The 14,727-nt window shown below is 67.3% G+C and carries 18 protein-coding genes; 5 read left to right on the plus strand and 13 right to left on the minus strand.

The window, feature by feature from the left end:
* From ACGFIF_RS18380 to ACGFIF_RS18390, 3 genes are all read right to left on the minus strand, one after another.
* Nucleotides 1-753 carry an amino acid ABC transporter ATP-binding protein gene (locus ACGFIF_RS18380; RefSeq protein WP_393155784.1) on the minus strand — a complete coding sequence of 251 codons (753 nt, stop codon included), beginning with the start codon at nt 751-753 and terminating at the stop codon, nt 1-3.
* Nucleotides 750-1,697 carry an amino acid ABC transporter permease gene (locus tag ACGFIF_RS18385; RefSeq protein WP_393155785.1) on the minus strand — a complete coding sequence of 316 codons (948 nt, stop codon included), beginning with the start codon at nt 1,695-1,697 and terminating at the stop codon, nt 750-752. The genes ACGFIF_RS18380 and ACGFIF_RS18385 overlap by 4 nt, the downstream gene beginning before the upstream one ends.
* Before the next feature lie 112 nt (nt 1,698-1,809).
* Nucleotides 1,810-1,884: a putative leader peptide gene (locus ACGFIF_RS18390; RefSeq protein ID WP_369410014.1), complete on the minus strand. Its 75-nt coding sequence runs from the start codon at nt 1,882-1,884 to the stop codon at nt 1,810-1,812.
* 445 nt (nt 1,885-2,329) lie between these two features.
* Between ACGFIF_RS18390 and ACGFIF_RS18395 the strand changes: the two genes are divergently transcribed.
* Entirely contained in the window at nt 2,330-3,121 is a 792-nt protein-coding gene (locus ACGFIF_RS18395; protein ID WP_393155786.1) for a M23 family metallopeptidase, read from the plus strand.
* Between the two features lie 121 nt (nt 3,122-3,242).
* Here the strand turns inward: ACGFIF_RS18395 and ACGFIF_RS18400 are convergent, their stop codons facing one another.
* Genes ACGFIF_RS18400 through ACGFIF_RS18410 form a run of 3 tightly spaced genes read right to left on the minus strand, consistent with a single transcriptional unit; the run spans nt 3,243 to nt 5,495 of the window.
* Entirely contained in the window at nt 3,243-3,734 is a 492-nt protein-coding gene (locus ACGFIF_RS18400) for a GNAT family N-acetyltransferase (protein ID WP_393155788.1), read from the minus strand.
* Nucleotides 3,735-3,744: 10 nt separating this feature from the next.
* Nucleotides 3,745-4,836 carry a sensor histidine kinase gene (locus ACGFIF_RS18405; RefSeq protein WP_393155790.1) on the minus strand — a complete coding sequence of 364 codons (1,092 nt, stop codon included), beginning with the start codon at nt 4,834-4,836 and terminating at the stop codon, nt 3,745-3,747.
* Nucleotides 4,833-5,495, minus strand: a complete 663-nt coding sequence (locus ACGFIF_RS18410) for a response regulator transcription factor (RefSeq protein WP_393155791.1) — start codon at nt 5,493-5,495, stop codon at nt 4,833-4,835. Before ACGFIF_RS18410 ends, ACGFIF_RS18405 begins: the two co-directional genes overlap by 4 nt.
* A gap of 87 nt (nt 5,496-5,582) precedes the next feature.
* Here ACGFIF_RS18410 and ACGFIF_RS18415 point away from each other — a divergent pair, with 87 nt between their 5' ends.
* Complete coding sequence (locus ACGFIF_RS18415; protein ID WP_393155793.1) at nt 5,583-6,179, plus strand: M15 family metallopeptidase; 597 nt, start codon at nt 5,583-5,585, stop codon at nt 6,177-6,179.
* Here ACGFIF_RS18415 and ACGFIF_RS18420 read toward each other — a convergent pair.
* Nucleotides 6,176-6,700, minus strand: a complete 525-nt coding sequence (locus tag ACGFIF_RS18420; RefSeq protein ID WP_393155795.1) for a GNAT family N-acetyltransferase — start codon at nt 6,698-6,700, stop codon at nt 6,176-6,178. The genes ACGFIF_RS18415 and ACGFIF_RS18420 overlap by 4 nt on opposite strands.
* Nucleotides 6,701-6,739: 39 nt before the next feature.
* On the opposite strand from ACGFIF_RS18420, the gene ACGFIF_RS18425 reads away from it, so the two are divergent.
* Nucleotides 6,740-7,303, plus strand: a complete 564-nt coding sequence (locus tag ACGFIF_RS18425) for a helix-turn-helix domain-containing protein (RefSeq protein WP_393155796.1) — start codon at nt 6,740-6,742, stop codon at nt 7,301-7,303.
* Nucleotides 7,304-7,365: 62 nt separating this feature from the next.
* Nucleotides 7,366-8,574, plus strand: coding sequence for a TerC family protein (locus ACGFIF_RS18430; protein ID WP_393155797.1), 1,209 nt, complete (start codon nt 7,366-7,368; stop codon nt 8,572-8,574).
* 229 nt (nt 8,575-8,803) lie between these two features.
* Here the strand turns inward: ACGFIF_RS18430 and ACGFIF_RS18435 are convergent, their stop codons facing one another.
* Together ACGFIF_RS18435 and ACGFIF_RS18440 are read right to left on the minus strand one after the other, a co-directional pair.
* On the minus strand, nt 8,804-9,271 hold the full coding sequence (locus ACGFIF_RS18435; protein WP_393155798.1) for a DUF488 family protein: 468 nt from the start codon (nt 9,269-9,271) through the stop codon (nt 8,804-8,806).
* 79 nt (nt 9,272-9,350) lie between these two features.
* The gene (locus tag ACGFIF_RS18440; protein WP_393156790.1) at nt 9,351-9,704 is read right to left on the minus strand and encodes a RidA family protein; all 354 of its coding nucleotides are present in this window, start codon (nt 9,702-9,704) and stop codon (nt 9,351-9,353) included.
* Between the two features lie 164 nt (nt 9,705-9,868).
* Here ACGFIF_RS18440 and ACGFIF_RS18445 point away from each other — a divergent pair, with 164 nt between their 5' ends.
* A complete protein-coding gene (locus ACGFIF_RS18445; protein WP_393155800.1) occupies nt 9,869-10,840 on the plus strand; it encodes a helix-turn-helix transcriptional regulator in 972 nt (323 codons plus the stop codon).
* Here ACGFIF_RS18445 and ACGFIF_RS18450 read toward each other — a convergent pair.
* The 4 genes from ACGFIF_RS18450 to ACGFIF_RS18465 form a co-directional block, all read right to left on the minus strand.
* Nucleotides 10,822-11,526, minus strand: coding sequence for a cytidylate kinase family protein (locus ACGFIF_RS18450; protein ID WP_393155802.1), 705 nt, complete (start codon nt 11,524-11,526; stop codon nt 10,822-10,824). The genes ACGFIF_RS18445 and ACGFIF_RS18450 overlap by 19 nt on opposite strands.
* 101 nt (nt 11,527-11,627) lie before the next feature.
* Nucleotides 11,628-12,458, minus strand: coding sequence for a carbohydrate ABC transporter permease (locus tag ACGFIF_RS18455; RefSeq protein WP_393155803.1), 831 nt, complete (start codon nt 12,456-12,458; stop codon nt 11,628-11,630).
* 2 nt (nt 12,459-12,460) lie between these two features.
* Complete coding sequence (locus tag ACGFIF_RS18460; RefSeq protein ID WP_393155804.1) at nt 12,461-13,402, minus strand: carbohydrate ABC transporter permease; 942 nt, start codon at nt 13,400-13,402, stop codon at nt 12,461-12,463.
* Nucleotides 13,399-14,709, minus strand: a complete 1,311-nt coding sequence (locus ACGFIF_RS18465) for an extracellular solute-binding protein (protein ID WP_393155806.1) — start codon at nt 14,707-14,709, stop codon at nt 13,399-13,401. The genes ACGFIF_RS18460 and ACGFIF_RS18465 overlap by 4 nt, the downstream gene beginning before the upstream one ends.
* Nucleotides 14,710-14,727 lie beyond the last annotated feature (18 nt).

Below are 14,727 nucleotides of genomic sequence, written 5' to 3' on the forward strand. Positions count from 1 at the left end.
TCAGAGAACCTTGGAGATGAAGGCGCGGGTGCGCTCGTGGACGGGGTTGTCGAGCACCTCGTGGGGTGGACCCGACTCGACGATCCGGCCGCCGTCGATGAAGACCACCGTGTCGGCGATCTCCCGGGCGAAGCCGATCTCGTGGGTGACGACGACCATGGTGGCGCCGTCGCGGGCGAGTTCCTTGATCACGTCGAGGACCTCGCCGACCAGCTCGGGATCGAGTGCGCTGGTGGGTTCGTCGAACAGCAGCACCTTCGGCCGGAGCGCCAGCGCACGGGCGATCGCGACGCGTTGCTGCTGGCCGCCGGACAGCTGGCGCGGGTACACGTCGGCCTTGTCGCCGACCCCCACGCGCTCCAGGAGTTCGCGGGCCAGCGGCTCGACCTCGCCGCGCTTGCGGCGTTGCGCCGAGACCGGTGCCTCGATCACGTTCTGCAGGACGGTGAGATGCCCGAACAGGTTGAAGTTCTGGAAGACGAACCCGACCTGCGAGCGCTGCCGCAGGATCTCCCGCTCCCGGAGCTCATGCAGCTTGTTCCCGCGTCGGCGGTAGCCGATCAGCTCGCCGTCGATCCGGATCAGTCCGCGGTCCACCTTCTCCAGGTGGTTGATCGACCGCAGCAGCGTCGACTTGCCCGACCCGGACGGCCCGAGCATCACGGTCACGGTCCCCGCCTGCACCTCGAGGTCGACACCCTTCAGTACGTCGAGGTCGCCGAAGCTCTTGTGCACCCCTTTGACGTCGATCATCGGGTCGCCTTCCAGGCACGCCGTACCCGCTGGAGCGGGGTCGGTGGCAGCTCACGCGTCGTACCGCGGGCGAAGTGCCGCTCGACGTAGAACTGGGCGATGGACAGCAGCGTGGTCAGGACGATGTACCAGACCGTCGCGACCATCAGCAGCGGGACGACCCGGCTGTTGCGGCCGTAGATCACCTGGACCTGGTAGAAGAGCTCCGGGATCGCCATCACCGAGACGATCGAGGTGCCCTTGAACAGGCTGATCACCTCGTTCGCGCCGTTCGGCAGGATCGAGCGCATCGCCTGCGGGAGCACGATCCGGAAGAACTGCCGCAGCCTCGGGATCCCCAGCGCGGCGGCGGCCTCGAGCTGGCCCTGGTCGACCGAGATGATGCCGCCGCGGATGATCTCGGCGGCGTACGCGGCCTGGTGCAACGCCAGCCCGAGCACCGCCGCACCGAGCGGGCCGAAAAGGTTGTTGGTGCTGAAGTGCACGAACTCCGGGCCGAACGGGATGCCCAGGCTGAGCTCCTGGTACAGGTAGGCGATGTTGAACCAGAACAGCAACTGCACGATCAACGGGATCGAGCGGAACGCCCAGATGTAGCCCCAGGCAACTACTTGGAGGAACGGGCTGGTCGACAGCCGCATCGTCGCGATCACCGCACCGAGGGCGAACCCGAGCACGGTCCCGTACACGGTCAGCTGGATGGTCACCCAGAGCGCGGAGAAGATCGTCCGGGTGGTGACGAACTGGAAGAACGTCGGCCAGTCCCAGCCGGGGTTGGTGGCCAGACCGTGCACGAACATCGCGAGCAGGACGAGCACGACGGCGACGCCGGCCCACCGCCACGGGTACCGCCGCCCGACCACGGGCAGATCGGCATCGTCCGGTACGGCGGTCTGCGGCGGGTCGGCGGCATGCGGGGCGGAGGTGAGCGAGGTGGTCGACACGGGTTCTCCCTGGCGGTGGGCAGGCTTCGCGGGCGCTCGTCCGGCACGGATGCGGGCACGGCGCGGCAGACGTCCGGAGGCCGGACGCCGTCGTACGGAATGTGCTGTCGGGTCAGCGCAGACAGAGGGCGCTGGAGACGCGCAGGAGATCGATGTGGAGGCGGTAGTACGGCAATGCGCGTGTCATTCGCGTCCTCCTCTGTCGCTCCTGAATCGATCGGTGAGTCCAGTATGGGTCGACTTTGAAAGTTAAGTAACTTGGTCGACAAACCTCTCAATATATGGACGGCTTATACCGGCCTGGAGGGCGTGCTGGGCACCATTTGCCGGGTGATCCGCGTCACGTCCGCATTCAACTACCCGCGGGTCCGTTTCACGCGTGAGCGTCTACGCGGCGGCAAGGCACCCTCACCGTGCGTGTGCGAATTTGTTGATCTGCGCGCGGTCCGCGTTTGAGGGTCCGTGACCTCCTCGTTATGGTCGTTGGGTCGCTGTACCCCTCGCAGCGACTGCCCCTCCCTGGAAGGCCCTCCCCTGTGTCTCCTCAGCGCGACGTCCCGGCTGCCCCACGCCGGGCCGCCAAACATCGTTCCTCGCGTCGAAGTACCAACCGCCGCACCCAGCTGATCGGCATGACCGCCGCTCTCGCCGCCGCGGCCGGCACGACCGCAGTCGGCATCACCTCCTCCGCCACCGGATCCTCCACGGCGACCACCGGACTGAACCCCTCACAGGCCGGCGATCTGACCGCAGCCAGGATCGAGCGGCGGGACCTCGCGTCCCGTGACGCATCCCGCGTCGACCTGAACCTCGAGGCGACCCGCAAGGCGCAGGCCGACAAGGCCGCCCAGCAGCGGGCCGCGCGGCTGGCCGCGAACGCGACACTGACCCAGCGTCGTGCCCTCGCGCTCGCCGCCGCCAAGGCAGCCGCCGCCAAGAAGGCCGCCGCGCAGGCGCGTGCGCTCGCCGCGGCGAAGGCGGCCGCGGTCGCCAAGGCCAAGGCTGAGGCCGAGGAGAAGGCCAAGGTACGGGTCGTCCTCCCGACCACCGGTTACCACCTGACCGCTCACTTCGGCCAGGCCGGCGGCCGCTGGGCCAGCAACCACACCGGTCTCGACTTCGCCGCACCTCTCGGTACCCCGGTTCGTTCGGTGCTGGCCGGTGAGGTCATCCAGGCGGCGTACGCCGGTGCGTACGGCCGCCAGGTGAAGGTCCGTCACGCCGACGGTACGGTCACGTCGTACAGCCACATGTCCGAGTTCGACGTCTCGGTCGGCGACAACGTGGCCGCCGGCGACAAGGTCGGCGCGATCGGCGTCACCGGCAACACAACCGGCCCACACCTCCACTTCGAGGTCCTCCTCGGCGGAGACAACCAGGTCGACCCCGAGCCCTGGCTCCGCGACCACGGCGTCAACCCGTAGTACCCAGGAACCTCACCACGGCCGCCACGAAGGCGCCGGCATCAACACCCAAGTCGCCCCGGCCAACACGAAGGCCGGGGCTTCTTGACGCAACAAACCCAGGCGTAGTTCCGATCCTTCCTCAGAGCATCTTTGCCATGTCGACGGCGTCGATGTAGGTGCCTTCGATGAGGAACTCGTTGGGGTGGGTGCCTTCGATGATGTAGCCGTGGCGTTCGTAGAGGCGGCGGGCGACGGTGTTGGTGCCGTGGACGTGCAGGCTGATCTTGCGGGCGCCGCGGCGTTTGCCCTCGGCCTCGGCTGCTTCGAGCAGGGCGGCGGCGACGCCTTGACCGCGGGCCTCCTGGGCGACGGCGAGGCCGTTGATGGTGAGCACGCCCGCGCCTTCGGGAAACGTGTACTTGTCCTGCAGCCGGAGGTAGCCGACCACCTGGCCGTCGTGCTCCGCGACCAGGTGCGCCTCCGGGCCGCTGCGGGCGAAGAAGCTGTCCCGGATGTGCTCCTGGTACGACGGGAAGCCGGTGCTGGCGTCCCACGAGGTCTGGTCGATCCGGAGGAGTACGGCGTCGTCGGTCTCGACGGCACGGCGAATGGTCAGGCGGGTGGCGGTCACCCGACAATCCTCACCCGCCGACCAGGTCAGCCTCCGGCAGGGTCACGGTCGCGGTGAGCCCACCGCTCGGATTCGGTGTCAGCTCGAGCCGACCGTGATGGCTCTCAACGATCCGCGCGACCAACGCGAGCCCCAGTCCGTGGCCGGCGCCGTACCGATCCTTGGCGAACGGCTCGACGAGAGTGGCGACCTGCGCGGGGTCGAGCACCGATCCGGTGTTGTGTACGACGAGACGTCCCGGACCGACCGTGATCGACACCGAGCCGCCGCTGTCGACGTTGTGCCGGATGCCGTTCTGGACCAGGTTCGTCACCACCTGATGCAGCAGTACGTCGTTGCCCTCCACAACCGATTCGGAGAGCTCGCACCGCACCGCGACCCCAGCGGCCGAAGCTTCCGACTCCAGCACGGGCAGCGCCTGACGGGTGATCGCGGCAAGATCGACCGGGTCCAGCTCGACGGTCCGGTTGTTCAGCGCGGCAAGACTGAGCAACGCCTCGACGATGTCGATACCGCGCTGGTTCGTCTCCGCGAGCCGCTTGACCAGCTCGGGCACGTCCTGGTGCTCCAGGTCGGCCTGCGCGACGTCGAGCATCGTCTTCATCACGGCATGCGGGGTCCGTAACTCGTGCGACGCGTTGGCCGCGAATCGCCGGTACTGCTCGAACGACGCCTGCAGCCGGTCGAGCATCGCGTCGAAGGTGTCGGACAGGTCGGTGAACTCGTCCCGGATCCCGGTCAGCCCGATCCGATGGTCGAGCGAACCGCTCGCCGCCTTGCGGGCCGCGGCCGTGATCTCCTGCAGCGGTCTCAGCATCCGCCCTGCCAGCACCCATCCGCCGACCAGCCCGACGATCGCCAGAAAGCCCAACGCGTACGCCGACAACGTCACCACTGTGTCGAGGATCTCGCCCCGGGTCGGGACCGGACCCTCGTCGCGTGGATTCGCCGCGGTGAGCGGATAGTTCGGGACCAGGCGCATCACCGCGTAGATGACGAAGGCCACCACCGCACCCGCCACGACCAGCAGACCCGCGTAGCTCAACGTCAGCCGCAACCGCACCGTCAGGCGCGGCCGCCAGGTGATCAGCGGCTCGCTCATGCTTCACCGATCCGGTAGCCGACGCCAGGCACGGTGTGGATCACCCACGGATCGCCGAGTCGTTTCCGCAGCGCGGAGATAGTGATCCGGACTGCATTGCTGAACGGATCCGCGTTCTCGTCCCAGGCCTTCTCCAGCAGCATCTCCGCGCTGATCACCCCACCACGCGCGGCCATCAGCACCTCCAGCACGGCGAACTGCTTCCGGGTGAGCTTCACGTAATGCCCGAACCGGTACACCTCCCGCCGATACGGGTCCAGCCGCACCCCGGCGTACTCGATCACGGTGGGCGCAGCCGCGGCCGGCCGTCGTATCAGGGCTCGCAGGCGTACGACGAGCTCGCGCAGCTCGAAGGGTTTGGTCAGGTAGTCGTCGGCGCCGAGCTCGAACCCGGTCACCTTGTCGTCCAGATCGCCGGCCGCGGTCAGCATCAGCACCCGGCATCCGATGCCCTGCGCAACGATCTGCCGGCACACCTCGTCCCCGTTCGGGCCGGGGATGTCACGGTCCAGTACCACCACGTCGTACCCGTTGACGGCGACCGCCTCCAGCGCCGCGTGACCGTCGAAGGCCAGATCGGCCGCGATCGCCTCCAGCCGCAGCCCGGCCCGGAGCGCCTCGGCGAGATATACCTCGTCCTCGACGACCAGCACCCGCATACCGACCATTGAACCAGGCCGGGCATATCGAAAACGTATGCCGAAACGCAGACGCTCCCGCAACAGCCGCCCGGATGAACTGTTGCCATGCGCACCGATGACCTGATCACCCGCGAACGCCGGATGACGGCGCTGTCCGCCCTCGCGATCGTCGCCGCGATCACCAGCTTCGCCGTCGCGGCCTGTACGACGGTCTCGGCCCAGGGCGACCCGGCACCGTCAACGGCCGATCAACCGTCCACCACCGGCCGAGCGAGTGGCCCTCCTGGTTCTGACGACGGCGTGCTGCCCGAGAAGACGTCGGCGTTCGACACCGACCTGCCCGGCATCGCGAAACTCGACCCAGCCCTGCTGAAAGCGGTCCAGCAGGCCGAGACGGCCATGAAGAAGGACGGCATCACCATGCAGGTAACCACCGGCTGGCGGAGCAAGAAGTATCAACAGGAACTGCTGGACAAGGCGATCCGCAAGTACGGCAGCCGGAAGAAGGCCCTCGAGTTCGTCTCCACACCGGAGGAGTCGCATCACGTGACCGGCAACGCGGTCGACATCGGCCCGACCGACGCGGACGACTGGATCATCCGTAAGGGTGCCCGGTTCGGCCTGTGCCAGACGCTGTCCAACGAGATGTGGCACTTCGAACTCGTCACCACGCCCGGCGGCGAGTGCCCACCGATGAGCTAGCGGGTCTCCTCCGGCGGATCCGCCAGTACGGCGAGCGGCCGCTGCCGCCAGTGCACGTCGTGCCAGGCGTCGAGCTTCCACCCGATCTTGCGGTAGGTGCCGATTTCTTCGAACCCCAGGGCCTTGTGCAGGCCCACGCTGGCGTCGTTCGGCAGCGTCATCCCGGCGACCGCCGTACGGAAGCCACGCTCGGTCAGCCGCTCGAACAGGGCCTCGTAGAGCGCGCGCCCACCACCGGTCCGCCGGCGTCCGAGCTCCAGGTAGACGCTCACCTCACAGGACCATCGGTACGCCGCTCGCGGCTTCATCGGACCGCCGTACGCGTACCCGACGACCCGGCCTTCGTCGTCCTCCAGCACCATCCAGGCGTGGGTCGCCTGCGCGCTCTCGATCCGCGCGGCCATCTCCTCGGCCGTCGGCGGCTCGATCTCGAAGGTGATCGCCGTACCGGTGACATAGGGCGCGTAGATCGCCGCGCAGGCCTCCGCGTCGAGCGGCGAGGCGTCTCTGATCTTTGGCATGTCACGATAGTAGCCATAGATGCCGCTATAGTGGCAACCATGTTGGATCAACTGTCCGCCTCGCTCGCCGCGACGGTGCAGGCCGCCCGGATCGCTCAGGACCTGTCCGTGAACGCGCTGGCCGAGCGTTCGGGGGTGTCCCGGGCGATGATCGGCAAGATCGAGCGCGGCGAGGCGCAGCCGACCGCAGTACTGCTCGGCCGGCTGTCCGGTGCCCTCGGCATGACCCTGTCCGAACTGGTCGCCCGCGCCGAGAACACCGACGACCTCCTCCGCCGCCGCGCCGACCAGCCGGCCTGGACGGACCCCGCCACCGGCTACGTGCGCCGCGCGGTCTCACCGGTCACCGACGGCCCGCTGGAGCTGGTCGAGGTCGAGCTCCCACCCGGCGCCTCGGTCTCCTACCCGGCGGACGCCTACATCTTCAAGTACCAGCAACTCTGGATCCTCGACGGCCACCTCCGCTTCCACGAGGGTCCGGTCGTCCACGACCTCCACACCGGTGATTGCCTCCAGCTCGGCCCGCCGTCGGCGACCACGTTCCACAATCCGTCGAGCATCCCGTGCCGCTATCTGGTCGCCCTGGTCAAAGGGCGGAGTTAGCGGACACGCGCCGGTACGGCGTGATTGGCTGACCCCATTGCCCAACGCCGTACGGAGGAACGATGACGGTGTCCCCGCTGGTCTGGATCCTCAGCCTTGCCCTCATCCTCGCGCTGCTCGCGTTCGACTACTTCTTCCACGTCCGGTCCGCACACGTGCCGACGCTCCGCGAGGCGGCGATCTGGTCCTGTGTTTACGTCGGGATCGCGCTGCTGTTCGGACTCGCCTGCTTCGTGTTCGGGGGTACGGCGATGGGCTCGGAGTACTTCGCCGGGTACATCACCGAGAAGGCGCTGTCGGTCGACAACCTGTTCGTGTTCCTGATCATCATGACCAGCTTCCGGGTGCCGCGGGAGAACCAGCAGAAGGTGTTGCTGTTCGGCATCGTCTTCTCGCTGATCGCCCGGGGCGGGTTCATCTTCCTCGGCTCGGCGCTCCTGAACACGTTCGCCTGGGTGTTCTACCTGTTCGGCGTGGCCCTGCTGCTGACCGCGGGCAACATGCTCAAACCGCAGACCGAGGAATCCCACTCGGCGCAGAACTTCGTGGTCCGGATCAGCCGGCGCCTGTTCCGTACCTCGGAGGACTTCGACGGCGACCGGCTGTTCAGCACCGTCGACGGCCGCCGGGTGATGACGCCGATGGTGCTGGTGATGGTCGCGATCGGCGGCACCGACCTGATGTTCGCGCTGGACTCGATCCCGGCGATCTTCGGGCTGACCCAGAACGTGTTCATCGTGTTCACCGCGACCGCGTTCAGCCTGCTCGGGTTGCGGCAGTTGTACTTCCTGCTCGACGGCCTGCTGGACCGGCTCATCTACCTGTCTTTCGGGCTGGCCGCGATCCTCGCGTTCATCGGCGCCAAGCTGATCCTGCACGCGCTGCACGAGAACAACCTGCCGTTCATCAACGGCGGCGAACACGTCGACGTGGTCGAGATCAGCACCGGGCTGTCCCTCGTGGTCATCCTGGTCGTCCTGGTGATCACGGTGCTGGCGTCGCTGTTCAGCACCCGCGGCCGCACCCAGACCGCGATGGCCAACATCCGCCGCGACGCGGCCGCCTACCTGGACGCCGAATACACCATGGACCACGGCGAGCGCGAACGCATCTTCCTGCGGCTGCTGGCTTCCCGCGACCACATCATCGCTTTGGGCCCCGAAGCCCGCCAGCAGGTGAAGAACGAACCCGAACTGATGGACCTCTGCCGCCGGGCCGCCGCCAGCCACGCCGCCGCCCACAGCGAACACGAGATCCGGCCTAGTCTGTAGCTCTATCCCACGCGACCGACTCCGCGCGCTCCTGCGTCGCGTGCTCCGCGGCTGCTCCCGCCCACCCAGCTTTTCCCTGGCGTGCTGCCGCACGCTTTGCGGACTGCCGCCCGCGATTGACCACACCGTGGTTCGCGGAGGTCGTGATCACCTGAACGACTCTCCGTGCGGGCGTATGCACCAGATGACAGCTCACCTATGAGTCGCTGCGGTTATCCCACGTAAGGGACTACAGATGCTCGATCGTGATGCCGTGTTGCGCTGTCAGCCGTTGGGCTATCAGCGAGCGATGGCAGGCCTCTGGGGCCTGCTCGACGCACAGCAGTGCCACAGTTCCACTGCTCGGCAGCGCGGACACAATCGGGGTGAGGTCAGCGCGGTCGAGGATCTCGGTGGTGTAGCGGTGGGTGTACTCGGCGGCGAGTTCGCGGCGCGTGCGTTTGCCGACCCCTTGGCGGTCGTCCTCGGCGTACTGGAGGTGGCGTAGCTCGGTGGTTGGGGCGAGCTCGGCATGGTGCTCGTAGGCGATCCCGGCGTGGGCGAGGGCAGCCTGCAGCCGGAGTGAGTTCGCCCAGGCGTACTCGGGTCCGCGGACACCGCGGCGCTGACGTACGTCGAGCAGGAGTCGGACGTCAGCGTGCTTCAGTCGTCGCAGGAACGACTCGGCGTCGAAACCATAGACGCCGATTGTCACCATTCTGAGCACCGGAATCACCCACCCGCCTGCTACTCGTGCCGGTTGGACCGGCACGAGTGGCGGAGGCGGTGAGGTCGCATCACGCGACGGCGGTTCCCTCGAGCTCGACCAGTTGGCCGGGGATCGCCAGCCGTGTCACCCCGAGCATCGTGGTGGTCGGTGCTCCCCCGGCGGCGCCCAACCGCGACGCCAGTACGCCGTACTGCGGGAACAGCAGATCGACGTCGGTGGTGTAGACGTTGAGCCGGACCAGGTTCGCGAGGGACATGCCGGCCTCGACGAGCACGGCCTCCAGGTTGTCGAGGCTCAGCGCCAACTGCGCCGCCATGTCCCCGTCGTGCTGGGGCTTGCCGTCGGCGCTCATCGCGGTCTGCCCGGAGCAGTACAGGGTCCGGGTGTGCCCGGAGACGATCTCGCCCTGGTTGAATCCCATCTCCACCGACCACTTCACTGGGTTGACTGCCGTTCGTTCTGTTGCCACATCAGCTCCATTCGATGCATCGCGAGTACGGACGCCCATCGGCTCCCTGACGTCCTGTCAACGAGCCTCGCAACCAATCACGACACCCTCTGTCGTGTATTCGGTAAGGTTCCCGTATGCGCGCCGACCGGTTGGTCTCGCTGGTGCTGCTGCTGCGCCAGCGCGGTCGGCTGACCGCGGACACACTGGCTCGCGAGCTGGAGGTATCCACCCGCACTGTCCTCCGCGACATCGAGGCGCTGTCCGCGGCCGGCGTACCCGTCTACGCCGAACGCGGCCGGTACGGCGGCTTCGCCTTGTTGCCCGGTTTCCGGACCGAGCTCACCGGACTGAACCACGACGAGGCGCTTGCCTTGCTGACCGCCGGATCGGGCCGCGGCGAGCAAGTGTTCGGCCTCGGCTCGGCGCTCGCTTCGGCGATGCGCAAGGTGGTCGACGCGCTGCCCGAGAGCCATCGAGCCACCGCGGCCGGCGCGGCCCAGCGATTCCTTGTCGAGCCGGAGACCGACCTGCTCTCACGCCGGCTGGTCACTGAGGACGTGCCCCACACCACGATGATCGAGGTCCGACGCGCGGTGCTCACCGGGCACAAGTTGCGCATCCACTACGCGGCCACAGGCCAGACACCGCAGTGGCGCACGGTGGACCCGATCGGCCTGGTGACCGTACGCGACCGGGTCTACTTACTGGCCACAAGATCCGGCGCAGACCGCACCTACCGACTGTCGCGGGTGGTGGCCGCCGAAGTACTCCCCGAGCCGGCACAGCGACCGAACCGGGTCGACCTGGACCGGATCTGGCGAGAACGCTGCGCGCAGTTTCTGTCCGACGGCCATATCACCGTGCTGGTACGGGTGAACCCGGCGCGGCGGGAAGATCTGCTGGACACCGCGATGGCTGTCCGCGCCGAGGAACCCGACGCAGACGGCTGGTTGCGGCTGAAGGTGACCTACCAAGATTCACGACACGCCGAATGGGCGCTCTGGCAGCTCAGCACGGACGCGGAAGCCCTCGCCCCGCAGTCCCTGCGCACCGCCCTGCGCAACCGCGCCGCCGCGATCGCCACCCGCTACGGCGACTCGTCCTGAGAGTTGGTCGCCTTCTGCCGGGCTTCCCAGGCCGGGTGTTGGGGATCGTCGTTGTGGACGATGATGTCGGCGTGATCGGTCGGGCGGACCGTGTCGAAGTAGAACTGCTGTGAGGGGATGTAGCGGCTACGATAGCGTCGCTCGACCTCGGTGGCAGATCTGGTCGAGGTCTGGTCTCGGGTCCGGGCGCGAGCCAATGTCTTCTCGAACGCGGCGGATACGAAGATGCGCAGGTCCCACCGGTCAATCAGCTCCGGGCGCATCAGGAACACACCGTCGAAGAGCAGTACGGCGTCGGCGGGTGCTGTCATCACCGACTCGGACAATGCGGTGTCCGTCACCTTGTCGTAGACCGCCTGCTGGAACCTTCGGTCTCCGCCCGGCCCCAGCGGATCGAGCAGCACCCGGTGCAGCGCGTCGAAGTCGAAACTGTCGTGATAGCAACCTTCGGCGGAGTCCTCCCCGCGCCGATAGCGTTGCGACCGCGGGGTCAGGAACTCTTCGATCGTCGCTCGGATGACATCGCGGCCCTGCGCACGCAGTACGACGGCGAGCTCGTCAGCCAACGTGGTCTTGCCAACGGCGGGCGGTCCGTCGAGGGCAACCCGCGTCGGGTGCCCATTCGCGACAGATCCAACCGCCTCGGCCAAGCGGCTCAGAAGCTCGCTGCGGGTGCCGTTGTCCATGTACTACCGCCGATCCTGCGTAGTGATCTCGCGTCGAGCTCACCCTAGGCCGGTGCCCGTGCACGCCAGGCTGCATCGCCAGCGACGGCGTGGGATAGAAATCAGCCTTTGACTGCTCCTGAGGCTAGGCCGGTTACGTAGAAGCGTTGGAGGCCGACGTACAGGACCACGCACGGGATCATCGCGATCACCGAGCCAGCGACCAATGAGCCGAAGTTGACCTCGCCGTAGGCGCCGGCTTGGACGTTTACCAGAGCGACGGGCAGGGTGTAGAGCTCGTCTTTCGTGAGGAAGGTGAGGGCGCCGAGGAACTCAGTCCAGGCCGCGAGGAACGCGTAGAGGGCGACCGTCGCCGCGCCCGGTGTCACCAGGGGACGCAGCACGGACCCGATCATTCGCAGTGTGCCGCAGCCGTCGACGTGGGCTGAGTCCTCCAGCTCGACCGGCACCGACGAGAACGAGTTGCGCATCACGAAGACGCCGAACGGCAGGTTGACCGTGGTGTAGAACAGCACCAGCCCGAGCAGGCTGTCAGTCAGCCGCAGGACGTTCATCTCAAGGTACAGCGGCGTCAGGATCGCCTGGAACGGAATCATCATCGACACCACCACCAGCGCGAAGAGCAGCGGCGCGCTGCGGAACCGGAACCGCGCGAACCCGTAGCCGGCGAACGTCGCCAGTACGGCAGTCAGCACCGCCGTACTCAGCGCCACGACCAGACTGTTGCCGACGGCCCGCATCAGGTTGCCCGGTCCCTCGATCAGGGTCCGGAAGTTGTCCCAGGTCAGGTGGAAGAAGGTCGATCGGTCCGGGGCCGCGACGATCACGTCGTTCGGCTGCACCGACCGGAAGAGTGCCCACAGCAACGGTACGGCGAAGACCAGGAAGGCACCGCCACCGCCGACGACGTACAGGACGTTCTTCAGCCTCATGGTCAGTCCCTCTCCCGGAGCAGCCAGAACTGGGCCGCGGTGACGAGTCCGACCACGACCACCAGCACGATCGACAGCGCGGTCGCGGCACCGAGCTGCAGTTGGACGAAGGCGCGGTTGTAGATGTACTGGACCACCGTGGTAGTGTCCGTGCCCGGACCGCCGCGGGTCAGGATGTAGAACTGGGTGAACGCGAGCAGCGAGCCGACCACCGAGATGATCACCGACATCGCGATCGTCGGCCGCAGCACCGGGATGGTGATCTCCCACTCCTGCCGCCACCAGCCGGCCCCGTCCAGCTCGGACGACTCGTAGTACTCGCGCGGGATCGCCTGCATCCCGGCCATCAGCAGCATCATGGTCAGCCCTGACACACCCCAGATCACCAGCACGCAGATCAGGCCGGTCGCGAGCGGCCCGTCCACCAGCCAGGCCGTCGTACCGTCGGTGATACCGAGGGAGCGGAGAATGATGTTGATCGCACCGCTGTCCGGCTGGGCCTCCAGCACGGTGACGAAGCTCAGAGTGGACAGGCCGACGACGAACGGCAGGAAGAAGATCGTTCGCAACACGGTCGAGCCGCGGCGCTTGCGTCGTACCAGTACTGCGAGCGCATAGCCGAGCACCAGGATCGGCCCGGTCACGATGACCGTGTAGAGCAGGGTGTAGAGCACCGACTTCGCGAACGCGGCGTCGGAGACGATGGCCGTGTAGTTCTTCACTCCGCTGAATTTCACCGTGCCGATCAGCGGCCAGTTGGTCAGCGAGATCACCAGGGCGAAGCCGAGCGGCACCAGCACGAAGACCGCGACGAACAGTACGGCGGGCGTCACCAGCAGCAGCCCGGTCCGGGACGGATGGGTAAGCGAATCCCGTCGGCCGGCAACCCTCGCCCGCCGCGGCGCCGGTTCTACCTGAGGCCTGACCTCTGTCCGGGTGCTCATGCCTGCCCCTGCGCGAGGATTCGATCGAAGTTGCTCTGGGCTTCCGTCATGGCGGCCTCCAGCTCGCCGTCGAACACTGCCCGGCGGAACATCTGCAGCCACGGGCCGTCCGGCTGGTTGTAGAGCAGGTTGTAGGAGAGCGTGGTCGGTGCGTACCCCTCTGAGATGCGCTCCAGCGGCAGCGTTGCGAGCGGGAACTTCTTCGCGAACTCCGGTGTCGCGGCATCCGACCGGACCGGGGTGTACCCGCCGGCGGGCAGATCGATCTGCTGCGGCAGGTCGAGTGCGAACCGGACGAACTCCCAGGCACCGGAGGCGTTCCGGGCGCCGCGCGGGATGCACATGTTGTCGCCGCCGTCGAAGAACGCCGCGCCACCGTTCGGACCGGACAGCAGCTTGGGTGTCACCTTCTGATGGAAGGCCTCGTCCGAGGAGGAGACCACCACGGCGTAGTTCGACGGGAAGATGCCGATCTTGCCGGCCCGGAAGTCGCTCCCCCACCGGGACGCGTCGTCGGAGAAGTTCGCCCGCGGCACCAGTCCGTCGACCCACAACTGCCGATGCAGCTCGAGCATCTGCCGAACTACGTCGTTCCCAACGATGTCTCCGGACTGCTCACCGACCTTGCCTTTGATGAGGTCGGTGTCGGCGGCCCAGATCATCGGCTGGACGACGAACCCGAGAGCGCCCGGGCTGTTCGCCGGGAAACTCCACGCGTAGATGTCGTCGCCCAGTTTCCGCAACTTGCGAGCCGCCGCGATCAGATTGTCGAAGGACGTGATCGCCTCGTCCGGGTCGACGTCCGCCTTGTCGCACAGCTCGGTGTTGAACCAGAACATCGAGTTGTCGGCCAGGTACGGTACGCCGAACGCCCGGTCGTCCTTGGTCGCCAGTCGCAGGTGTCCGGGGCTGAGTTTGTCCCGAAAGTCCAAGGCCTGCAGGGGTTCGGTGAGGTCGGTGAACGCATCCCGGTAGATGAACAGCATCGAGTTGATGTCGTCGATGTCGACCAGGTCCGGCACCGACCGGCCGCGGATCGCGGTCGCCAGCTTGGTCACGTACTGCGCGTCCAGGACCGGCGTCAGCTCGACGGTGAGCCGGTCCTGGGACGCGTTGAACTTCTTCACCAGATCGGTCAGACCGGTCTGGGTCGCCGCCCGGCACCACACCTGCACGGTGCCGGTGGCGTCCTGCCCGAACCCGGCCGCCTGGACGTCGGGCTCGGGCAGCACCGAACTACAGCCCGGTACGGCGGCGGCCGCGGTTGCGGCCGCCGTCACACCGAGGAACTTCCGTCGCGTCAGCATGAGTACCTCCGCCTCACA

It is taken from the genome of Kribbella sp. NPDC049174 (assembly GCF_043197365.1).
Taxonomy (GTDB): domain Bacteria; phylum Actinomycetota; class Actinomycetes; order Propionibacteriales; family Kribbellaceae; genus Kribbella.